The following is a 21,997-nucleotide window of genomic DNA, read 5'->3' on the forward strand; positions in this document are numbered from 1 at the left end:
TTGCAACCGAATCCTCCACTCTGGTGATGAAACGACTAGTTGGACTGTTGATCGTTCTCGTTGTTGCAACAATCGCTCCGGCCACAGCGCTCCCAACGGAAGTGGCCGCACAAACCGACGAGCCGACGTGTGCCATGCCATTTACCGCGACGGACGGAACTGGAACCGAGGTGACGATTGAGGCCGCCCCCGAACGGGTCGTGGCGCTGCAACCAAGTGCGGCCCAGACCATGTGGGAGATCGGATCACAGGAGAAAGTGGTAGGAATGCCCGTTGGTTCGACCACGTCGTATCTCGAGGGAAGTGATTCGAAGACCGACATCACCGGAAGCGATGGCTACAGCACGTCGGTAGAGAAGGTTGTAGCACAGGAGCCAGATCTCGTGTTGGCTCCGAGCGCGGTTCCCAACGAGACGGTGTCGAAACTTCGCAGCGCTGGGCTAACGGTGTATAAGTTCGGCTTTGCGGCCTCAATCGACGACGTCGTCTCGAAAACCCTGCGCACGGGACAGCTCGTCGGCAACTGTTCGGGCGCAGCCGACCGAGTCGATGCCATGAACGAGACCGTTGAATCGATCGAAACAGCCGTAAGCGACACTGAGCAACCGCGCGTTCTCTTCATGATGAGTGGCGGTTACACCCCTGGTAAGGGAACGTTCATCCATCAGCTCATCACCACAGCTGGTGGGACAAACGTCGCTGCAGACGCGAACATAACTGGATATCAACAGATCAACCCGGAGACGGTCGTTGCGGAGGATCCCGAGTGGATCGTCACCCAGAGCCACATGGAGTCCGTTCCGAACGGCACGGAGCTGTCAGCAACGACGGCAATGAAAGAAGAGCAGATCGTGACTGTCGATTCGAACTTTGTCAGTCAGCCGGCACCACGCGTTGTGCAGCCCCTCTCGACGATGGCGAATGCGTTCCATCCCGATGCGGTTGAATCATCGACCGGGACGGAGTCGGGTGCAGATAGCCAGACTCCAGCAACCGAGACGACCGAGACGAATGGGCCCGGATTTGGTGTTGTCGCCACGGTACTGGCCGTCCTCGCGCTGCTCGGTGGGCTGTTCACCCGCGCGAACTGACCAAGCCGAAAGATTGGTTTTCTGGCGACTGGTAGCCCATATATGGTCGAAAACGTGATCTGGCCGGCGGCGCTTGACGCAACCTGTTCCCGGAGTGACGGGCGTCGCGTGCCAACTGATCTCGCAGTCGAACGGCCGACCGTGGACGAAATCGCCTCTGCCGTCCAGCAGATCGGCTACGACGCGGTGATCGAACGTGATGTCACCTATCCCCGCGAGTACGAACCCCGGGGCCGTGTACTAATCAAAAACGCCGACGACGCGAGCAAGAGCGATCTATTGCAGGCAGTCGGCGCGTACGTTCAGGCGATTCGTGGATGAAGGCTTCCATTCAGCGTCTCGGTACCGTCGTCAACACTGCACAGAACCTCGTCGTCGTCAGAGCTCCTGAATCTGCCTCGCCGTCGATCGGCACTGTGGTGATCGACGAATCACTCGATGACGTTGGCCGGATTGTTGACGTGTTTGGCCCAGTTGATCGGCCCTACGTTGCTGTCGATCCCCGCAGTGATACGCAGGTGGTGGGACTGCTAGGCACTACGGTGTATGCCCGCCCCTGAGATTTCGAACGCCGACGTTTAACTGGGCTGGGCGTGATTGGTGCGCTGTGAACCGACGTGTCGTACCGTCCGTTATCGGGACGGTTGTGTTGTTTCTTCTCGTTCAGCTGGGCGCTATCGCGCTCGTCGCGCCATTTCGGTCCGCTGGCTACCAGCCGGTGTCGAATCCTTCGGATCCGACGAACTCGCTGTTGTATCTGGCAGGAGTTCTCGTCGCGACGGGGGTAATGCTCGCGGCGATTCGGTTCGAACTCCGATCGCTGGTCCGACTGTTCATCATCGGGGCGAGTGTCTTCCTGTGTTACTATGTGTTTTCGGTGTTCGTTCCACCGTTCATTGCTCCCGGTGGGGTTCATGCCCTGGCAATTGCACTCGCAGGAGGCTGTGGGATCGTGCTCTGGGTGCATCCAGAGTGGTACGTGATTGACGCCATCGGTGCAGTCATCGGAATGGCTGCCGCCGGGCTGTTTGGCATCAGTTTGGGCATCGTTCCTGCTCTGTTGTTGCTCTGTGTACTCGCGGTGTACGATGCGATCAGCGTCTACAAAACCGAGCACATGCTCACGCTCGCCGAGGGGCTAATGGCCCTGAAGATCCCGATCGTGCTGGTGATCCCGCTCACTCGGTCCTACTCGTTTTTGACGGCTGAAGACGAGGATCAACCGGACCGCGATGCCCTCTATATCGGACTCGGTGATGCGGTGATGCCATCGATTCTGGTCGCCAGCTCGATTGCATTCTTACCAGTAGCGCCGATCATCGACGGACTGGTGCTGACAGTTCCTGCACTCTTTGCCATGGGAGGGACGATAGCTGGACTGCTCGTGTTGATCAAACTCGTGCTCGCTGGTCGGGCTCACGCCGGACTTCCGCTACTGAATGGGTGTACGATCGTGGGATATTTTGTCGGTGCGCTCATCAGCGGCGTCTCGCTGCTCGAAGCCGCTGGCGTGTGACTCGCTCAGCGGCCATCGAGCGCATCACTGGCCGCAGAAATCTCGATCTCGGTTCCGAGACCCTCCTCTTGAGCACGGTCGTACAACATCGAGGCGACCGCGACCGTTTCGACGCCCGTTCCCCCGCTGTCGAACACTGTGATCTCTTCGGGGGACGTTCGCCCATCCACTGCTCCCGACAGCACTGCCCCGAGATCGCCGTGGAGATGTGATTCGTCGATCGCATCCTCCTCGATCGCCTGGAGAAACGCACCAGCATCGTTCGTTGCTCTCTCTTCGAGATCGGTCACGTATTTTGCGCGCGCAACGGTAGTGGTGTCGATCTCGCGGACCCCCCGGTCGTACTGACCCATCGCCGTTACGTGCGTGCCAGGCTCGAGCCCCTCGCCGTCGAACACCGGCTCGGTGGCGTTCGTGGCAGTGATCACAACGTCGGCTCCACGAACTGCTGTTTCGCTCGATTCGACTGGCTCGACGGAAACACCAATTCGATCGGACATTTCAGCGGCGAACGCTTTACGGTTGGCTGCAGTGGGAGAATAGACCCGCACGGTGTCGAACGATCGGACTGTGGCCGTCGAGGCGACCTGCCCTCGGGCCTGTGGCCCGCTTCCGATGACAGCCAGCGTTGAGACATCCTTTCGAGCAAGCGCGTCGACGCCAACTGCTCCGACGGCACCCGTCTTGTACGGATTCATGCTCGCACCGTCAAGCAACGCGAGCAATTGACCACTTTCTCCATCGAACAACGGCAACAGAAACTGCGCATCCTCGGCTTCGAATCCGGCAGCGTAGATGTATCCTCCCATTCGTCCCGTTTCAGGGAGCATCGAGAGATAGCTCGTGAGCATTCCGCGTGGTGCATCTGACACCAGTTTTGTCCGCGGTTTTGCTGGCCCACGCTGTTGGTATCCCGAACGAACAGCCTCGATGCAGTCCTCAACTGAGAGCAACGCTCTAAGCTCGTCGCTGTGCAGTAGTACAACAGTGGACATGTGCCAGAAAGGAGTCCACGGCTCTTAGTTCTGCGGGAAAGCCTAATCCGAATTGACTGGGTTCGTCTCGACGCGAGACGATGGTGGAGGTGACTGACTGGAATCCGTTTCGGTCCGAACTGTGCCTGTGGGTGTCCGGACGAACAGCGCGTGTCCCATACAACCGATCGCGATCGTTCCTGCAACGAAGATCGCGTGGTTCATCTCAAATCCTGCGACGGTCAACACTCCCGATACGCCGAACAGGGACAGGGGGATGAGTCCCAGTATAATATCGTAGTATCCAGTCATAGTCTACCATAACGTAGTGCATACTTCTGTAATAAGCCTTTCGCCGTCACCCACCTGTACCTTAGAACATAGCCATCGTATACCCACAATGAAACGATAGCAAAACCCTTTCATAACTTATGGAGAGGTTAATGTCCAAATCAGTCCTCTATCGGGCGGTTTTGAGAATATATAAATATTACGGCCATATTCAGTGACAGCGCTCTGTCTAATGACGATTATACCCATACGAATTGATTGCTTTCAGACCTTATCCACCGCCTCGACTCATGCCGATTCCAGACCGTGTTGTTCACGCAGCACGGTAACATACTCCGTAATCCCGGCCTCGAGATCGTATGCCGGTTCGTAGCCCATATCGTTCTGTATCGCACTCATATCGAGCTGTTGTGTCCACGGGAGCTCTCCCGAATCAGAAACCTCGATCGTCGCGTCCGGGACGACGGATTCGACGGTTTCTGCCGCTTTGCGTATCGTGGCACACTCTCCTCGAACATTGTACACCGCCTGTGTGAGGTCACTCTCATCAGTGAGCGTGGCCAACCGGAACGCCGTGGCGATATCTTTGACGTACTGCCAGTCGATGATCTGATCACCGTATTCGACGCTGAACGACTCATCAAGCGCTGGTCGTTCGATGAGTTCGGTGAGAAAGGCCGACCCACCGGTCTCACGGTACGGTCCATACGCAACCGTTGGTCGGAGTCCGACCAGCGAGCAGCCGTACTCACTGCTGTAGAGCCGAGCCTGGTGTTCGTTGTACGCCTTTGTGGCCCCATACAACGTCTCGGGATAGATCAGGTCATCTTCATCGACCCAGTCGTCGTATCGATCCGGTGGTGCGTATACCGCTGCGCTCGAGGCCCACGCAACCCGCGCAATCTGCTCATCACAGATCCGCGCAGCCTCGAACACGGCGTTCGTTCCCCCAATGTTCACCTCCTGGGCAAGTCGCGGATTCTTTTGAGCGCCGTTCGTCAACAACGCTGCCAGATGAACGATGTGTGTCGTGTCCGTCTCCCTGATCGCTCGAAGCACTGCTGTGGGATCGGTCACGTCCCCGCGTCGAATCGTCACTGCATCACCGATGCCGAGTCGGTCGAGAATTTTCCTGCCTGGGGAAACGTCGAACGCTACGACGTCGTGACCATCCTGTTCGAATGCCGCACCAACGTACGATCCGATGAACCCTGTCCCACCGGTGATGAGTACCGTAGCCATACCACTCGATTCAGCAAGCCAGTTGAAAACAATGCCGAATGCGTTTCATTTTTTATCCAGAGTAACTATATCAATTCCTCCAGGTTATTCGTGGAGTCCACCAACACGCTCGTAGAATGAGGAGGCAAGCAGATCGCTCATCTGGACGGACGGGTCGATTGGAATGTCGACCACGACCGGACTGGAACGTTCGATTGCATCGCCGAGTGTCGATTTGAGCGTTGCTGTGCTTTCGATACGGATCCCGTCGGCACCAAACGCATCAGCAATGGCCACGAAGTCCGTCTCTGGGAATGTGACGCCGGGAATCGCCTCGTCCATCTGGCGGACCATGCCGAGTCCAGTATCGTTTAAGATGACGAACGTCGGTGAGAGGTCGTATTCGACGGCCGTTTCGACGGCGGTCATCGTCATCGCAAATCCACCATCGCCAGTGACGCAGACAACGTCGTTCTGAGTGGTGAGCGCCGCGCTGAGTGCTGCCGGTGGTGCCCATCCCATTCCGCCGACGCCACCACTGCCGAAATACGTCCCCGGCGCTGCGGTCTGGAGATACTGCAAGAGCCAGAACCTGTTGTTCCCGGAGTCGGCCGTGACGATCGTCTCCGAATCAATCACTTCGGAGATGGCCATTGCGGCGTGCTGTGGCGCAACGGTATCACCGTCGTTTGCGTACTCCGTGGGCGTGAACGCAGATCGAGCTTCGCGCGCACGATCGAGTGCCCAATCGTTCGTTCCACCGTCGTGCTCTGCCAGCGCCAAAAGCGTCTCTGCCGCATCTCCAATCAGCCCGACCGAGGCCGGATAGACCCACCCGGCGTTGCGTGGATCCACGTCGGCGTGAATGAGCGTCTGCTCGTCCGGTCGAATGAATCCGTCGGCCAGCCAGTTCGTGTCCATGGGGTTCAACCGAGAGCCAACGACCAGTAGCACATCTGCCTCACTCACGATCGTGTTGGCCGGTTCGTGACCGAACGAGCCGATAACGCCGGCTGCTCGTTCGTGATTTTCTGCGATCGTGGATTTGCCCAGATACGATGTGGTAACGACCGCGTCGAACGTTTCGGCCACCGCCAGGAGCTCCTCGTATGCGTCAGCTGCGTGGACACCATTGCCAGCAACGATCACTGGACGGTCGGCCGCTGCGAGTTCGGCTCCAGCCTGCTCGAGATCGTCGATTGCGGGTCCAGCATGCCACGTGCGTGCCTGTGCCCTGGCTTCCCACACTGGTGGCGTCGGATTGCTTGGATACTCCGCCGTGATCGCGTCGCCGTCGAAAACGACGGCTGTTGGCCCTGGTCGACCAGCCCTCGCGTGTTTGAACGCCAACTGCACCGCGCGGACGGTTTCGGCCGGCGTTCCTGGCTGCCACTGTTCTGTGGTGATCCCCTCAAGGACCGAACCAATGTCGAGCCCGCCGTACTCGCCGCTCGCCTGTTGATACGGCGCTAGCTGTGCGTACTCTCCGCGCTCAGAAGCCTCGGTTAGCACCACCATCGGTGAAGATCCGAGCCGGGCTTCCATCTGCCCGATCGCACCGATGCTGGCGATCCAGGGTCCCTGGCCGGCGAGCACTCCTGGCTTTCCGGTTCGTCGGCCGTACAGCTCAGCCATCACGCTTGCCTGTCGCTCGTCTCGCGGGCGAATCACCTCGATCGGAGAATCAGCCAGCGCTTCGAACAGCTCTATCACGCGACCGCCCGGATAGCCAAAGACGTACTCGACAGAGAGCGCTTCTAGCGCCTCGACAACCGCCTCGACGGTTTTCATGGCTGTCTCCTGTGTGGTGATTCATTGCTCAGAGTCAGTTTCGGGACCATCCTGTCCCTAGGCGTCGTGATGGAATATTGTTCTAGGGGTATCGGAACGAAAATATCGATCCGACTGATTCGCGTTAGCCTCCGCTCACGGGTGGAAATAGCGCCAGTTCGTCATCAGGACCAACGTCAGCATCGAAGCCATCACCGGTCAAAAATGGATCGTCGCCGTTCTGGAGCAGTCGAATATGGTTGTACAGTTCACCCTGTGGTGAAAACAGCTCGTCTTCGAGTTCGGGATGGTTCTGTAACAGCGCGTCCAGTGCATCTCGAATCGTTGCGTCCTCCTCGATCTCGACTGCCACCTCCTGGTGGCCAGTGGCCTCTCGGAGTGTGGCAAACAGCTTCCAGTGCATATCCAGCACTTTCGGTTACAGATACAAGAGCCTAGCCGTCCGCCCGTCAAATTCTGAAGTTTCGATCGAGAATGGCAACATCAGTGTCGAGGGTATCGATTCGGTTGAACGTCGGTGGTGCGACGAACCGTGAGGCTGCGCTCCGATCCTGACTTGCTCCGACGATGACGAGATCGTAACTGTGAACGTAGGTGTCGAGGAAATCCTCGATCGATGTGAGTGCAACGCGGGTTTCGACCATGGCCTCGATTGTTTCCGTGAGATGGGCAAGCATCTCTTCGGCCGTGCGACGGTGTCGTTCGTCACCGATGCAATGGGCCACCGAAACTCCGCCAGTGTGACCGACGAGACGAACGGCAAAATCGAGCATGCTGTGGGCCACGTCACTTTCTCGACGTACCGTCACCATCACGCGATCCCAGCTCGTTCGATCGTCGGCGGACCGGTGGACGAGAACGTCGGTGTCGCCGTTGAACAGCTCTCTGATGAACGGCGAGAGCGACCCGTATCTCGTCTCGAACGGGACGGCTATGAGATCACAGTTCGTCTCGTGTGCCGTGTGGATTACCGTTCGGGCAGGGCTTGTCCCCGCACTCGCCACGACCACCTCACAGGGAACCCCAATTTTCGTCCGGATCTTGCTTGCTCGGTCTTCGAGGTCGGCCGCATACGCACTCACGACGCGCTCCTGGGCGGATTTTTTATCGCCATTTTCCTCTGTGCTGTTTTCGATCGCTTCGTCGTCGGAGAGCTTCAGCAACACCACCTTACCAGCGTCGTGTGCGCTTGCCAGGCGGGCACCGAGCATCGCCGTCGCGTTGGCGTGGGGGCCACGCATTGGTATCAGAACGTGGTCGTCGCCCTTCGTCGACTGGTAGAGGTACTGGGCGCGTTCAGCGTACACCTTGCGACGCCAGAAGTAAAACACCACTGCGACCAGCACGCTCGAAACAGCAATACTCAATACGTAAATACCGGCGTCGTCCGGCGTGTTGGTCAACAACACCAGCAGAGCGGTCGAAAACCCAGCTGAGAGTTCAACGTCCAGCAACCACGTGAACACGCCCGTCATAAAGATTGAGAGTGCAGCGCCAATCGGCGACACGGTTGCAACGTCGTTTGCAACCGGTAGCCACCCCAGATGACGAATCACGAGCGTCAGCCAGCCACACAGCGCACCGATGGTCAATCCACCAATGAGATTCACTGGGGTCGAATACTTCCCTTTCGGATCGGAAAACAGGGTGTGTGTCCCCGAGGCCAGCGGGGGAAACAGCAAAAACGAGAGTGCGGGGTTAACGTGTGAGAGAAATGTCACGAGCGCAAGGAGGAGCGGAATGACAAGCAAACTCGTGAGTCGAATCAGATTCCGCGTCGTCTCGATCCAGGCACGGAACTCCTGGAGCTCACGACGCTCAAAGCGGCGAGCACGACGAAAAAGCGACAGCACAGAGTGCAACAAACGCATACCAGTTCATTCGGCGTGCGCCCGAAAATCCGTTTTGCTATTTATAGTGTCGTAACGGCATCAAGTGTGAGCTGAATGGCTCGGCCGACGTTGTTTTTCGCCTTTTCTGGCAGCTCATCCTCCTCGGTCTCACCCTTTTGTGTTCCTTCGACGAGATTGCCGTCGACAGTACAGATCGCGCCCGCCGAGAGTCCCTTTCGGCGGGCAAGCGTGAACAGCGCTGCCGCCTCCATTTCGACGGCGAGCAATCCTGCGCGCTCCCAGGCAGAGACGTGTTCGTCAGTTTCTGCGTAGAATGCGTCATCAGTCACGATTGCACCGGTGTGAATCGTCTCGTCGTTATCGCTGGCCGCGCGCTGGAGCGCGTCCACAACGGTGAAATCGGCAACGGCAGGAATCGTTGGATCCTCATACCGTTTGGTCGTTCCCTCAGCCTTCGTGGCTGCGGTAGCGACGATCATGTCTCCGATTTCGATATCGGACTGAAGCGCGCCGATCGTGCCGACACGAACGAACGTTTCGACACCAACAGCCGCGAGCTCTTCGATGGCGATCGTTGCGGATGGCGAACCGATGCCCGTCGAGCAGATCGTGAGCTGTCGGCCCTCGTAGGTTGCGTTGACGATGCGATACTCCCTGTTTTCTGCCACTGTTTCAGTGTTGTCACAGTAGCTTGCGATCCGGTCGACGCGACCGGGATCGCCAGGAACGAGTGCGATATCAGCTACGTCTCCAGGTTCGACCAACAGATGTGGCTGCTTTGCGCCAGTCATACGACGTGTTGTGGACCACTGGGAAAACGGTTGTCGAATTCAGCCATCGAGTTCGGCCGTCGAATCGTGCGTGCAATCGTCGGCACGAACGGGCTGTTCGTCCGTGCTACGCTGTATCGATTCGAGCAGCTCCCAGCTCAGGGTCGCTCTCGTTCCGGAGTGCTGGGCCGTGAGCGCACCACAGGCGTTTGCCACCTGTAGTGCGCCCTCAAACCCCCGATCGGGTGCTGTGAGCCTACTCACCACGAATCCGGCTGCAAATGCGTCTCCAGCACCGGTCGAATCGACGGCATCGACGGCGTAGCCAGGATGTGTGACGGTTCGGTCGCCAGTTTCGACGGTGGCACCCCCCTCGCCAAAAGTCCGTACCACGACACAGTCGTCGGGCACGTTGATCTGCTTGCCCTCATGCCGATTCAAAAACAGCAGATCAGTGTGTTCGAGGGTGCGCTCGTATGGTCGACCGGATGATCGCCGTCCCGGATCGAAGCTCACGGTGAGCCCGTGCTCAGTTGCGAGTTCAGCGAGCACGGCAGCCGTCTGTGGGTCCTGGCCGGTGAGATGGAGATGTTCGGCACTGGTAACGGTGTCGGCCGTGATGGCGGCCGGATCGAACGCTTCGTTGACGCCGTTCGTGCCGAGCACGAACGCTTCGCCATCAGGTGCGACCACGAGATACTTCACAGCCGTCTGGCCGTCGATGATCTGCAGGCTGGTGGTATCGACGTCATGGGCACTGAGTTCGTCCTGTGCAGCACGGCCGTTTGGATCTGTACCAACACTCCCAACTATCGCTGAATCAGCCCCGAGTTTCGCGAATGCCACTGCTGCGTTCGCTGCGCTCCCGCCACCGCCACTGTTGCGCGATCGAATGTGTGCCTCACTGTCAGCAGATGGAAGATGATCAACGTGGAGTGTTACGTCCCAATTGACGTGGCCAGCACAGATGACGCGCATACGTTGAGAATTGCCGACCACGGACAAAAACCTCGTCTTTGAATCGTCTACCAGCCTCAGGGTGCGATCGAAAACAGGACGATGTTATGGATCCCTGGCCCGAGACCGACGGCAGCGACGACGGCGAGCAAGAGATTTCCCTCCGACGGCGATTCTCTGACGTACTCGGCGAGCACCCAGATAACAAATACCGCCAGCAACAGTTTCACGCCAACGAACAGCCAGACGCCCCCGAGATCGATCAGCAGCCGCGAGAGTGGTGTCTGTTCGCCAAAGCCCAGCTGTGTCATTCCGACTGCGGTTGAGACCCCGTCAAGGAGGTGGCCAACCACAACGAGGAGCCCAGGACCGCCAGTAACCCTGACAATGTCGGGTGCCACCTGCCAAATGGTTGCCCAGACCGCTGCGCTCGCAAGAATTGTCCCAGCGACGGCCATTGCAGGCCACACGATCGTAACCGGCGGATGGGCAAGCGCGGCCTGGACGGCGAGTACGCCGACACAACCCAGGACGAACAGTCCGGTCAGTCCGATCACACCGGGCGTACTCCGAATGGAGTACGCTTTGGGGTCTCGATCGCCAACTAGCACCAACAGGCCACCAACCACGGCGAATACGGTGAGATACACGATAGGGGCGGTGGTGAACGGTCGAACCGCCGCCGGGAGCCACTGTACCTGCGAGAGCGCATACAGCGTTGCGCCGGTGGCCATCCATGGCGTGAGCGCGACGACGAGTGGTTGCGTGATCGCCGGCGATCGCTTGAAGAGTCCCCACAACACACAGAGTCCTGCTCCGACCACGACGAGCAGATACTCGGGCGGCGGCAGCTCGAAGCCTGCTGGCAGTAACAGCGGTTCCATCACTCGTGTGATCAGTGTCGCCAAAGAAATGGGTACCGACATCTGCCGAGCGATGGACGTAACTCAGTCGCTCCATTCAGTGTTCCCATGACTGCATTTCCCGAGCGGATCGATCACACCGTTCTCGGTGTTGAAACGACTCGTAACGATGCGATAGCCGTCGTTGAGCAAGCCCAGGATTACGGCATGAACGCCTGTATTCCGCCCTGTTTCGTGGAGTCGATACAGACCGATGTGACGCTTGCGACGGTCATTGGCTTTCCTCACGGACAGCACACGACACACACCAAACGCGTTGAGGCGATCGAAGCCTACGAAAACGGCTGTGATGAACTTGATATGGTACTCAATGTCGGTGCGCTGCGGGCGAATGAGTGGAGCACGGTCGAACGCGACATTGGAGCTGTCGTTTCTGCGGTTCCGGTTCCAGTGAAGGTCATTATCGAAACTGCAGTGCTCTCCGATGACCAAAAGCGACGGGCCTGCTCGATCGCAGCCGATTCTGGTGCGGCGTACGTGAAGACCTCCACCGGCTTTGCAGACCACGGCGCGAAAATCGACGATGTCGAACTCATGAGCGAGTATCTCCCCGTAAAAGCCAGCGGCGGGATCGGGTCGTATGAGCGGGCAACGGCGATGCTTGATGCCGGGGCCGAACGCATCGGTGCCTCGAGTGGCGTAAAAATCGTTGAGGAATATCTGGCAACCGTTCAGGAGTGAGAGTCAAGGGAGTTGGCACCGACGACTGCAGTATGAAGATCTACACCGGAAGAGGTGACGACGGACTGACTGATCTGCGCGACATGACCCGGGTTTCGAAGACGAACCCACGAATTGCAGCCTACGGGACGGTCGATGAAGCAAACGCCCTCATTGGAACGCTCATCCCGACGGAGTACGACGATATCAATGAACAGCTACTGTCCGTCCAAAACCACCTTCATATCGTGCAGGCAGATTTTGCAGATCCGAACGAACAAAGCGACGGTCCACGACTTGAAGAGGGACAGGTCGAAACGATCGAGTCGTGGATCGATGAGTACGATGAGGAACTCGAGCCACTGGAGTCGTTCATTCTTCCTGGCGGCAGTGATCGCGGAAGCAGGCTTCACCACGCCCGCACGGTCGTCCGCCGTGCAGAGCGCAAGGCGGTGGAGCTGGCCAGCAACGAAGCGGTGAACGAGCCAGCAATCACGTATCTCAACCGGCTTTCGGATCTGCTGTTCGTGATGGCCAGAGCCGTCAATGGTCGGAACGGAGTCACAGAACACTCACCAACGTATTAAAAGGACAGACAGGTGCTGTCGACTGAAGCAGGAAACACCCGACAGCACACGATTCCCACTGTCGTTTTCGATCGATGCTCACAGCCCGGGCCTCGATCCAGGCCGTATTTTTAGGTTGGCCTAAAGATGGATAAGTGTTTTGACCTCCGTCGAGTCATGGCTGAGTTGCTCAGGTGTGCACAAATATCGGTGGAAAGAATATGAGAGACAGTGCTGTGCTCAATCAGTGAACGATGCGAATTCGGGACAAAAATTCAGTGGGTTGAGGCAGATTTGAACTGCCGACTTCCTCCGTGTGAAGGAGGTATCATAACCAGCCTAGATCACCAACCCGCAGTAGAAAGCAAAGACCCCTCTTACTTAAGAATTCCTTTCGACTGTGAGTGGTTCTGTTGTTGGAGTTGCTGTTGAATGTCCTCTATCTGCTCGCGGGCGTGTGAGAAGAGTCGCTCGGACTCCTCTTCGGTCTGCGTTCGAATCGATTCGAGCTCTTCTTTGAGTCTATCGGTCTGTGTTTCGGTGTCGGATTTTGGCTCCATTCCGAGACGATCTCGGGCTTTCATCTCCGCTGTCGTGGTTGATTCGGACAGTCCGGTCACCAACTCCTCACCGGCACGTTTGATGTAGTACCAGGCATCGCTGTAGTGCTTGTTCATGTCACACAGTTCTTCCGTCCGGAATAAAGTGATTCTGACGGACAGCTGCTGGATTAGATCGGACTTACACGACCAATAGCTGTACTCACCTCTCGATCACCGACGGCTTTGTCAGTATCACTCACCCGAACTGGGTATCACTGTCCTGTTCGGTCTTTGTACTCGCTTCTGGCCGCCGTTACGGCGGAGGCAACGATCGCGAGCATATCGAACATATCGAGTTCGCGACTGCTGTCGCCGGTGGCTACATCCACGACGGATTCGTCATCGGCGTCGTCTTCGTCGGCTGTTGCTGTGGTTGCGATCGATCGGGACGCCTCCGATTCGTCCTCGTTCGTTCCGGTTGATTCTGAGGATGAAGATTTCCGGCGGCGTAAAACCACCAGCAAACCACTCGCGACTGCGACGAGCAACAATACGGTGTGCTTTTTCGAACCGGGACCCGTCGTTCCTAGCAGTGACGTGCTGGCCAGGCGTGAACGAATTGTCATAGATCAGTGTACGTGGGTTCACGCCGCTCCCCTGTATAGTTATTTGATTTTCAGCCCGCGATCGATACCAATTTCCCACGACGCAGGGGGGCTCTTAGAGCAAACAACTGGCCAGAGCACTGCTTCCCGAACGAAGCAGTTCAGCAGCCAGTACGGGAACGAATGTTGCACACAACGAAAGGCCCGCCTCCCTGAACGCTGGAGAACCACTGGCCGCACCAGCCAGTCCAAGCATCGAGCGCAACAGAAATTTCAGGGCAAACAGACCGATCGTAATCTGGACTACCGACCCGATCAATCCCGGGACTCCTATCCCGAACCATTGGGTCTGACAGACGAGCCTCGGTACATCAATGCCGATCCACTGTGCCACACCGAGACCCACCCACAACGGACAGAAGATGACCACTGTAATTCGGATTGAACTCCACAGATCCGCCTTTCCGTCCTGTAATGACAGTCTAATAATAGTTGACCACAGCCACCCGACGGTCCCCGACAGACCGGCCAAGAGTCCTCCACCGCCAAATGCTGGTACAATTGCTAGCAAGCCAATGATCCCACCTACGTAACTAAGTGTACGTAAATCTACGAGCATAATTTATTTTATTGAGAAATAATGCAATAGAGAAATACTTTCGCCTGTTCAATTTGGGGTTGTATATAGTACAAGCCATCAAAATAATAGGTATTATAAATGATAACAACTGGGAAGTACTGTAGTGTACTACACTATCGAGAGATCAACACATGACTGCACGTCACGGTCGCTCCAGGCAGGCACTCTCCTTTCTACTGGTCTGGCTGATTGGTGCAATTGCGGCAATCGTTATCCTTCGAACAATCGAATCAAGCATACCGATTTCTATAAACAATGGCGATATTCACGCGGTAAGCATTTTTATCTCTGGGTGTGGAATCCTGATAGCCCACGTCTACGTAAAATACCGAGCGACACAACGATCCCGTATTGACCGGCTCTATCACCATGGAGATCCAACAGACGTCTCGGAGGCACTTGATTCGTTAACGGCTCGCGACGATCAGGTGCGAGCAGTGGCGGCGAAGTTCGTTGCCGAACAGGTTCGCAACGCACCTGGAAAGGTCGTCAAACACGCGTCAATGGATGTCGAATCGATCGTGACACGCATTAGTTCGTGTCTCTCCGACAGCTCCGCATCAATCGGCGAACACGCCGCCATTTCGATCAAATTCTTTGCCCGAGACTATCCTGGTGCCGTGTTGGACCACGCCGTGGGGCTCCAGCAGCTGTTGGCAACGAAAAACTCCCGCGTCCAGGCGAACGTTGCGATCGCACTCGGTAACCTCTCAGCCGCATTTCCGGAGTTTGGTTCGTCATTCGAGGCAGACTTGCTTGCACTCGCCGACGACGAAGACCCCGAAGTCAGGGCTGCAGCCTGTATCTCCCTGGTGCATCTCCCAGAGGTCGAACCCCACAAGCTCCCTGAGTTCACCGAGGATACCAGTCCTCTCGTCACAAACGCCGTCGCTGGTGCAAAGGCTATGTCGCAAGGAGATTCAAGCGTGGTCGATCCGCTGTTTCAGGGCGTTGCAATACCAGAACAATCTAACACCGCCGGTACCGACCTCAAATCCGCTCCTGCGATGGATTTCGATGCGGTCGTGGGAATGGACTCAGTAACGGAACTCCTCGGAGAACAGGTGATCGACCCACTGAACGATGAACTTCCATATGAGAAATACGGTGCTGATCCCGTTACGGGTGTCTTGTTACATGGTCCACCCGGAACGGGAAAATCACACATCGCACGGTGTCTCGCTGGTGAACTCGGATGGGAAATACTCGAACTCGACGGAAGCCAATCATCCAGCTGGGACGAAAATCACCTTTCCGAGCTCTTCGAGCAAGCAAAACAGAATCAGCCCTGTCTCCTCATTCTCGATGAACTCGACGCGATCGCATCGGAGCGATCGAGCACTGGTCAGGGATCGAACACGCGGCGTGTTTCCCAGCTACTGCGCTCGCTTTCGGACATCTCTTCGTCGGATGATATCGTTGTTGTAGGAACGACCAACCGGCCTGAAGCTATTGATGAAGCAATGCTACGAACCGGTCGATTCGACACGAAGATACAGGTGCCATTACCGGATGGGCCCACACGCCTGGCAATATTCGATCACCATCTGTCAGTTCCGATTTCTCAGTTCGACACCGAGCGATTCGAACGAGAAACTGATGGCCTCGTCGCTTCTGACATGGTCGAAATCGCACGCCGCACGACCATCAGGGCAGCCCGTCGAGAGCACAAACAGAATGTTCAAGGATCCGTCACCAATGGAGATGTGTTCGATGCTGTGGCAACAATCTCCGATGAACGCGAGCTTACTGGTGAGTTCGTCCAGCGACCACCGAATCTCACGTTCGATGACGCGGTTGGCGCGGAATCAGTGAAAGACCGGCTACAAGAAACGATTATCCATCCACTACAACGTCCGGAGTCACACGAAGCGTACGGCGTCGGCATCGAAAATGGCGTGTTGCTCTATGGTCCTCCCGGCACGGGTAAAACCCATATTGCCCGGTGTCTCGCCGGAGAGCTCGATTGTGCGTTCGTCAGTATTCAGGCCAGTGACCTGGTGAGCAAGTGGGTCGGCGAAGGAGCACAAAACGTTGCTGCGCTGTTTCGTGAAGCCCGTGCTAGCCAGCCGTGTTTGATCTTTATTGATGAGCTCGATGCCCTTGCCACCGATCGAGGTGCCCAACAGACGACGAGTGAACGACAGCAAGTCACACAGCTACTCACTGAACTCTCCGCCTGTCACGACGATAATGATTCCGTCATTGTCGTCGGAGCGACAAACCGAATCAGCGCGATTGACCCGGCGATGCTTCGGACGGGTCGATTCTCCCAAACCATCGAAATTGGGCCACCGGACGCACAGACGCGTGCCGCGCTATTCGAACACACGCTGGATGCCCCCACTGGTGAGATTCAGTTCGATGAACTGGGTGCCCGAACGACTGGATTCGTGGCGAGTGATATCGAACACGTGACCGAACGCGCCGCACGCGCCGCATTACGGCGGACGGAGAACGATGAGAACCCGTCCCATGTCACACACAATGATCTACTTGATGCGATTGACGCTGTCAGAACGAGAGCAATCGAGTGAGCTATCCGCCGTCAGAATGATCGATGATAAGATTTGCCACATACGACGGACGAGGAACCTCTTCTAACACGAGTTCGGTTGAATTCGTTCCGGCCGTTTCTATTTCGACAGTTCCGACATTCAACAGTCGCTGTAGCGGGGATTGGGAATACGACGTGTTCTGAACACTCCGTAGAGAGAGCGTGTCGATCGTCAGCGAGAACATGCCCGAACGCTTGTACAGTTCCGTCTCTGTCATTAGATAAATGTGTCTGCGGTGATGAATTATCGCCACTGCACCGCCCAGCAGCCCTCCGGCCACCACAACGATCGAGACAACCCTGAACACCGTGTCGAACTGAATAGCGCCGTATACGCCCAACGCAACGGCGATCGCTGCAGCCAACAGCCGATCTGCAATCTGCCAGTGTGTCGGTGTATCCCGCCACACAACTCTCGTCTCACTCTCCGTTTCTACCCAACTTGGTGGAGCATTGCTACTCATCGTACGCCTTTTCAATGCTTACAACTAATAAACATGTGACACTGGAGACTTCTCGAGACGAGAGGATGTCCGGCTACTCGTCTTCGGGCTCGACCACTTCGGGATCGGCCATTGCGACCTGCAGACTTCGCAGGCCGGTGACCCAGTCGGCAACCGGTCCGTACTCGAATTCCTCTCCGGTCGATGGATCGAGCTCTGCACCGTCAATGATCGATGCACCGGCCTTCGCACAAAATTCGAGTGCGGCTTCGAACTCCTCGTCTTGCTCTGCCTCGCGCGCGGCGTCGATACACTCTTCGACACCAGCGCGCTCATCTGTGACGATGAACTCTTCGGCGGCGTAAAACACACAGACGAGTGCCGTCTGTACGGCATTAATCAACATCAGTGTGTTTTCATTGTCGGCATCGAGTTCGACTTCGGTCAGAACGATCTCACGAACATCAGCAAGCTCTGTGAGCGCCGTTTCATCCTCCAGAACGCCTTCTTCGAAGTCGGAGACAATTTTGGCGATCGCGATCACCGTATCGTCCTGGAAATTCTGGAGTAGGCGGCCAGATTCTTCGTCTTCAAGGTCAATCTCTTCGGTGGTTAACCGGTCAATCCAGTTCTGCCACCGTTCTTCGGTGTAATACTCACCCTCGGGAGCACTCATACCACGATACAACAGCCTATCGATGATATGCCTTTCTCACTCACCGCCGAAATTTGGGGCCAATCGATGCAAACTTCTGTACATTCGATTGGTTTTCACGACAGTGTTTCTCGCGTATCGATACCATACACCTTTCGGGGCGTTTTCACGTGGGCAATTTTTATTGCCTCATCGTAGCCCTCATCGCGCATCCAGGTGGTTCGGCGCGGAACGGTTTTGGGTCCCATAACGGCACCCGGTCGGTCGGGATCGTCAATAAAGTCGGTCTCCATCATGAACGGTTCACCTGCGGACGCTGCCCGACTGAGCTCGTCTTTATCGACGAGGACGCTTGGCGTCGGTCCGGAAAGTCTCCCGGCTGCGTAGTGTTTCACGACGCGGTGGGCATCCATGCCAGCAGATTCCGCCCACTCGGTCACCTCCGTCATCTCCTCGCTGTATTCGGTATGTAGCTGGACCGCACAGTCGAGCTCTCCGCCAAGCGAGAACGCATGTCGCATCACCGCATTTGACGCCTCCCACACGGCTGTCGACACGTCGTAGTGTGGCCGTCCGGACTTCAACGCCAGTGCCTCGCCCGAGCGGACGTACTCTGCGGCCACATCGAGACCGGTTTGCATCAGTGCTGTCGCTTCGTCCGGATCGTATCCTCGCTTGAGCAGCTTCGAGATCAGGCCTGGATGAACGCCAAGAACGGGCCAGGCGGTCCCGGGAACGACAGAGCTCGCCGCTTGTGTCACCGAGAGCGTATGCTCGTATGCAACCTGAAAATCCGTGGCGTTGGTAACGTCGACGCCGTAGTGCCAGGATGGTTTGTTCACAACGAGCAGATGCGTGCCACCAGCTGTGGCGAACGTCTCGGCTGCCTCAACGCCACGACCGTTGACAGGATCAAGATGCAGATGATTGTCGAGAACCGGCTGTTCGGTGGTCATCGCTCGATGACTCGGGGCTCGGGCCGGAAAAACTCACTGTCAATCGAGGGTGACGGCAGTGTGTGCTGCGTTCTGTAATCCGTCCGATCGGCCGTGTTCTACGGGAGCAACTGCCACTGTTTCGAGTCCCTCGCGCGCCGCACGCTCAAGAACGGGCTTGAAATCCATATCTCGAGAGACGATTGTGAGGGTGTCAACGTCGCCGCTAACGGCAATAGCGGTGCTGTCAACTGCGAGTTTTACGTCCACATCACCGCTTGTCACGATCGTCTCGAACCCATGTGCCTCGGCTGCCTGTATCAGCCCTGGTGTGGCGTGCTCATCAACGTAGAGGCGCATCACTGTGGGTGTTCCGTGTTCGAGCGTTGCTCTCCGTAGGTCGTCGAGATCAACGTCGAACTCCGATCGCAACACGTTGGGCCCATCGACGAACACCCCAACACGATCGGTCCGTTCTCCCCGACGTAACAGCCTATCCATGCAAATTCCACTCGCCCAGTGGTGAAAGTCGTTACTAGACGATCGATCGTTCCAACCGGTGACCTTCGATGGATCTCAATCATGACATAAAAATATGAATTTAAAATGTCAATTATGGCGATGCATAGGAAGATTTAACGTAACCTTGGCACATTCTGAATTCAGAGTATGAGCGACCGTTCAGGGCTCGCCCGTCGGAATTTCTTGCGGTTGAGTAGTATTGCCGGCGCTAGTATGCTCTCTGGTGTTGGGTCGGCAACACCCGGACGGGATCCGGGGGCGAAGACGAATGAATGGGTCGTTGGGGTGAGCACGGGGGATGATTCGCCAGGACGGATCCTCTCCGATCAGCTTTCCTCGCAGTCGGCCGTCGTCTACGAAAACGATCGAATGGGATATGCCTGTGTTACGACGCCAGCAGATCGATCGTCGAAACGATCCCTGCTCGAAACCCTGTCGACGGCGATTGAGTCACCGGGACCGGTCAAGTATGTCGAGCAAAACTGTACGTATTGTGCACAGTATCTTCCAAACGACCCACACTTTGAAGAGCAGTACGCAGCCACAACGATAGGTGCACCAGCTGCGTGGGATGAAACCCTCGGGAGCAACGATGTGACGATCGCCGTGATCGATCAGGGGATGCAGTATGACCATCCCGACCTTTCACAAAACGTTGCTGACGATCCTGGTTGGGATTTCATCACAAATTCACCCGATCCGTATCCCGACGATCTGGACGCAGAGCCCCACGGCACCCACGTGGCTGGCATTGCCGGGGCTCGAACCGACAATAACAATGGGGTCACGGGCGTCGGAAACTTCCGACTCCTCTCGGCGCGGGTGCTAGACAAAGCGGGTCGTGGATCCGTGACAGATATTGCCGACGGGATTGAGTGGGCCGTCGATCGGGGTGCGGACGTGATCAACCTCTCACTGGGTGGCGGACGCTACTCACAGACGATGCAGAACGCCGTTCGTTACGCGAGTGCCCATGACGTTCTCGTGGTAGTTGCGGCCGGAAACAGCTCTGATGGAAAATCGATGTATCCGGCGTCCTACGACGAATGTGTCGCCGTTTCGGCGCTAGATCCGGATGGGACACTCTCATCGTTTTCGAACTACGGCCCCGCAATCGAACTCGCGGCTCCCGGTCGAAACGTCGTTTCAACCTGGCCGGGAGATGGCTATCGACCGGCGTCGGGAACGTCGATGGCGACGCCGGTGGTAGCGGGCGTTGCAGGGTTGGCGCTTTCGAAATGGGATCTCACCAGCGAGCAACTGCGCAGGCAGTTAAAACGAACCGCCGTCGATATCGGTCTCTCAGAACTCGAACAGGGTGCCGGTCGCATTGACGCCGCGGGCGCGGTACATGCCAGGCCGCGTGCTGGGGTCGAAACCGCTATGGCGGAGACACCTCCAGATTCGAGTTCGCTCAAAAATCGCGTTTCCGGCCGACTCACAGCTTTCGACGATACAGAACATTTCTCGTATTCCTGGGGAACCGACTCTCCAGAGACGATTTCGGTCACCTTACTGGGTCCAGAGAGTGCTGATTTTGACCTCTACGTGAATGAGGGACGAACCGAGATACCCGGGACAGACGAGTACGATTACGCTGGGCGCACTAGCTCCAGCCACGAACGGGTGACGATAGAGAATCCCACAGCCAGCGTTCCCCTCCAGGTTACCGTCCATGCCTATCATGGATCGGGCTCGTTCTCGCTCGGGTTTGAGGAGAGCCGTTGAGTCTCAACGGGCGCTCCAGTCGTCTTAATCGGGTGTGGACGGAGTGGATGTCGTCGTTGGGCTGACGGTTGGCGAGGGCGTCGCCGTCGGTGTGGCAGTGGGTGTTGCAGTTGGCGTTGGTGATGGCGTCGGGCTCGGTGATGGAGTTGCCGTCGGACTTGCCGTCGGCGTGGCTGTTGGTGTCTCAGTTGGGGAGTTCGTTGGCGTACTCGTGTTTTCTGCTGTCGGCGTGGCTGTCGGCGTTCCAGTAGGGATTGCGGTCTCCGTGGGCTGCTGGGTCGTTTCGTTGTCGGTCGGTGGCGGCGAGAATCCCCCAAGGAGGGATATCAAAATTCCAACGACGAACAATCCGATCCCCGCGAGTACGAGTCCCGCCTGCAGGAGCCGCTTGTTACTGACAGAATCGTTCCACCGTCTGTTGCTGCGAGATCGTCTCCGAAACCTATCGCGACTACCCATGTACAACGTAGGTTATTCACGGTTTAATTATTTTAGCACGCATCAGCGCGATATATACAATCATCGGTGGGATCAACGTCTCGGACTGATCAGTGATAGAGAGTATGATGCGTCGATCGTACTAGACGATACAGATCGGGGAGCGTCCCTGAGACGGGCACCGAGAGTGGTTGGCAGGCAATTGTTTGGTCTCGGTGGCGTCCTCGACTGTCTGATCTGACACCTCTGAGAAGGTGTCGGTACTACCTTGGTGCTAGACCGCCTTCGTTACCGTCTCCGTACTCGGCGGCTGGTCCGA

25 protein-coding genes and 1 tRNA gene are annotated in these 21,997 nt (G+C 56.9%); 9 read left to right on the forward strand and 17 right to left on the reverse strand.

What is annotated here, in order from left to right:
• Nucleotides 1-26: 26 nt before the first annotated feature.
• Genes JXQ78_RS01085 through JXQ78_RS01100 form a run of 4 tightly spaced genes read left to right on the forward strand, consistent with a single transcriptional unit; the run spans nt 27 to nt 2,607 of the window.
• Nucleotides 27-1,091 carry a PGF-CTERM-anchored ABC transporter substrate-binding protein gene (locus JXQ78_RS01085; RefSeq protein ID WP_330631630.1) on the forward strand — a complete coding sequence of 355 codons (1,065 nt, stop codon included), beginning with the start codon at nt 27-29 and terminating at the stop codon, nt 1,089-1,091.
• 42 nt (nt 1,092-1,133) lie between these two features.
• A complete protein-coding gene (gene srp19, locus JXQ78_RS01090; RefSeq protein WP_330631631.1) occupies nt 1,134-1,412 on the forward strand; it encodes a signal recognition particle subunit SRP19 in 279 nt (92 codons plus the stop codon).
• A gap of 8 nt (nt 1,413-1,420) precedes the next feature.
• Nucleotides 1,421-1,651 carry an H/ACA ribonucleoprotein complex subunit GAR1 gene (locus JXQ78_RS01095; protein WP_330632839.1) on the forward strand — a complete coding sequence of 77 codons (231 nt, stop codon included), beginning with the start codon at nt 1,421-1,423 and terminating at the stop codon, nt 1,649-1,651.
• 47 nt (nt 1,652-1,698) lie between these two features.
• A complete protein-coding gene (locus tag JXQ78_RS01100; protein WP_330631632.1) occupies nt 1,699-2,607 on the forward strand; it encodes a presenilin family intramembrane aspartyl protease PSH in 909 nt (302 codons plus the stop codon).
• Nucleotides 2,608-2,612: 5 nt separating this feature from the next.
• Here the strand turns inward: JXQ78_RS01100 and JXQ78_RS01105 are convergent, their stop codons facing one another.
• From JXQ78_RS01105 to JXQ78_RS01145, 9 genes are all read right to left on the reverse strand, one after another.
• Nucleotides 2,613-3,602 (reverse strand): ornithine cyclodeaminase family protein, encoded by a 990-nt coding sequence (locus JXQ78_RS01105; protein WP_330631633.1) that lies wholly within the window; start codon nt 3,600-3,602, stop codon nt 2,613-2,615.
• Between the two features lie 42 nt (nt 3,603-3,644).
• A complete protein-coding gene (locus JXQ78_RS01110; protein ID WP_330631634.1) occupies nt 3,645-3,893 on the reverse strand; it encodes a hypothetical protein in 249 nt (82 codons plus the stop codon).
• 267 nt (nt 3,894-4,160) lie between these two features.
• On the reverse strand, nt 4,161-5,114 hold the full coding sequence (locus JXQ78_RS01115; RefSeq protein WP_330631635.1) for an NAD-dependent epimerase/dehydratase family protein: 954 nt from the start codon (nt 5,112-5,114) through the stop codon (nt 4,161-4,163).
• Between the two features lie 84 nt (nt 5,115-5,198).
• Nucleotides 5,199-6,884 (reverse strand): thiamine pyrophosphate-binding protein, encoded by a 1,686-nt coding sequence (locus JXQ78_RS01120; RefSeq protein WP_330631636.1) that lies wholly within the window; start codon nt 6,882-6,884, stop codon nt 5,199-5,201.
• Between the two features lie 124 nt (nt 6,885-7,008).
• Nucleotides 7,009-7,287, reverse strand: coding sequence for a ubiquitin-like small modifier protein 1 (locus tag JXQ78_RS01125; RefSeq protein ID WP_330631637.1), 279 nt, complete (start codon nt 7,285-7,287; stop codon nt 7,009-7,011).
• 46 nt (nt 7,288-7,333) lie between these two features.
• Nucleotides 7,334-8,755: an HPP family protein gene (locus tag JXQ78_RS01130; protein WP_330631638.1), complete on the reverse strand. Its 1,422-nt coding sequence runs from the start codon at nt 8,753-8,755 to the stop codon at nt 7,334-7,336.
• A 41-nt stretch (nt 8,756-8,796) separates the two neighbouring features.
• Nucleotides 8,797-9,528, reverse strand: a complete 732-nt coding sequence (locus JXQ78_RS01135) for a nucleoside phosphorylase (RefSeq protein ID WP_330631639.1) — start codon at nt 9,526-9,528, stop codon at nt 8,797-8,799.
• Between the two features lie 39 nt (nt 9,529-9,567).
• Nucleotides 9,568-10,485, reverse strand: a complete 918-nt coding sequence (locus JXQ78_RS01140; protein WP_330631640.1) for a carbohydrate kinase family protein — start codon at nt 10,483-10,485, stop codon at nt 9,568-9,570.
• A gap of 56 nt (nt 10,486-10,541) precedes the next feature.
• Nucleotides 10,542-11,348, reverse strand: a complete 807-nt coding sequence (locus JXQ78_RS01145; protein ID WP_330631641.1) for a DUF63 family protein — start codon at nt 11,346-11,348, stop codon at nt 10,542-10,544.
• 87 nt (nt 11,349-11,435) lie between these two features.
• Between JXQ78_RS01145 and deoC the strand changes: the two genes are divergently transcribed.
• Nucleotides 11,436-12,068 (forward strand): deoxyribose-phosphate aldolase, encoded by a 633-nt coding sequence (gene deoC, locus JXQ78_RS01150; protein WP_330631642.1) that lies wholly within the window; start codon nt 11,436-11,438, stop codon nt 12,066-12,068.
• A 32-nt stretch (nt 12,069-12,100) separates the two neighbouring features.
• Nucleotides 12,101-12,634, forward strand: a complete 534-nt coding sequence (locus JXQ78_RS01155) for a cob(I)yrinic acid a,c-diamide adenosyltransferase (protein ID WP_330631643.1) — start codon at nt 12,101-12,103, stop codon at nt 12,632-12,634.
• A gap of 258 nt (nt 12,635-12,892) precedes the next feature.
• Here JXQ78_RS01155 and JXQ78_RS01160 read toward each other — a convergent pair.
• From JXQ78_RS01160 to JXQ78_RS01175, 4 genes are all read right to left on the reverse strand, one after another.
• A tRNA-Val gene (locus JXQ78_RS01160) sits at nt 12,893-12,967 on the reverse strand.
• Between the two features lie 23 nt (nt 12,968-12,990).
• Complete coding sequence (locus JXQ78_RS01165) at nt 12,991-13,290, reverse strand: hypothetical protein (RefSeq protein WP_330631644.1); 300 nt, start codon at nt 13,288-13,290, stop codon at nt 12,991-12,993.
• 137 nt (nt 13,291-13,427) lie between these two features.
• Nucleotides 13,428-13,781: a hypothetical protein gene (locus JXQ78_RS01170; protein ID WP_330631645.1), complete on the reverse strand. Its 354-nt coding sequence runs from the start codon at nt 13,779-13,781 to the stop codon at nt 13,428-13,430.
• 94 nt (nt 13,782-13,875) lie between these two features.
• Entirely contained in the window at nt 13,876-14,154 is a 279-nt protein-coding gene (locus tag JXQ78_RS01175) for a hypothetical protein (RefSeq protein ID WP_330631646.1), read from the reverse strand.
• A gap of 377 nt (nt 14,155-14,531) precedes the next feature.
• Between JXQ78_RS01175 and JXQ78_RS01180 the strand changes: the two genes are divergently transcribed.
• Entirely contained in the window at nt 14,532-16,937 is a 2,406-nt protein-coding gene (locus JXQ78_RS01180; protein ID WP_330631647.1) for an AAA family ATPase, read from the forward strand.
• A 1-nt stretch (nt 16,938) separates the two neighbouring features.
• On the opposite strand, the gene JXQ78_RS01185 is transcribed toward JXQ78_RS01180, so the two are convergent.
• From JXQ78_RS01185 to JXQ78_RS01200, 4 genes are all read right to left on the reverse strand, one after another.
• Nucleotides 16,939-17,421, reverse strand: a complete 483-nt coding sequence (locus JXQ78_RS01185) for a PH domain-containing protein (RefSeq protein WP_330631648.1) — start codon at nt 17,419-17,421, stop codon at nt 16,939-16,941.
• A gap of 73 nt (nt 17,422-17,494) precedes the next feature.
• On the reverse strand, nt 17,495-18,076 hold the full coding sequence (locus JXQ78_RS01190) for a DUF2150 family protein (protein WP_330631649.1): 582 nt from the start codon (nt 18,074-18,076) through the stop codon (nt 17,495-17,497).
• 95 nt (nt 18,077-18,171) lie between these two features.
• Nucleotides 18,172-19,011 (reverse strand): TatD family hydrolase, encoded by an 840-nt coding sequence (locus JXQ78_RS01195; protein ID WP_330631650.1) that lies wholly within the window; start codon nt 19,009-19,011, stop codon nt 18,172-18,174.
• 39 nt (nt 19,012-19,050) lie between these two features.
• Nucleotides 19,051-19,491 carry an NYN domain-containing protein gene (locus JXQ78_RS01200; RefSeq protein WP_330631651.1) on the reverse strand — a complete coding sequence of 147 codons (441 nt, stop codon included), beginning with the start codon at nt 19,489-19,491 and terminating at the stop codon, nt 19,051-19,053.
• Between the two features lie 168 nt (nt 19,492-19,659).
• On the opposite strand from JXQ78_RS01200, the gene JXQ78_RS01205 reads away from it, so the two are divergent.
• Both JXQ78_RS01205 and JXQ78_RS01210 read left to right on the forward strand, forming a co-directional pair.
• Nucleotides 19,660-21,240 carry a S8 family peptidase gene (locus tag JXQ78_RS01205; protein ID WP_330631652.1) on the forward strand — a complete coding sequence of 527 codons (1,581 nt, stop codon included), beginning with the start codon at nt 19,660-19,662 and terminating at the stop codon, nt 21,238-21,240.
• A 34-nt stretch (nt 21,241-21,274) separates the two neighbouring features.
• Nucleotides 21,275-21,919, forward strand: coding sequence for a hypothetical protein (locus JXQ78_RS01210; protein ID WP_330631653.1), 645 nt, complete (start codon nt 21,275-21,277; stop codon nt 21,917-21,919).
• Nucleotides 21,920-21,997 lie beyond the last annotated feature (78 nt).

It is taken from the genome of Halocatena halophila (assembly GCA_027563145.1).
Classification (GTDB): domain Archaea; phylum Halobacteriota; class Halobacteria; order Halobacteriales; family Haloarculaceae; genus Halocatena; species Halocatena halophila.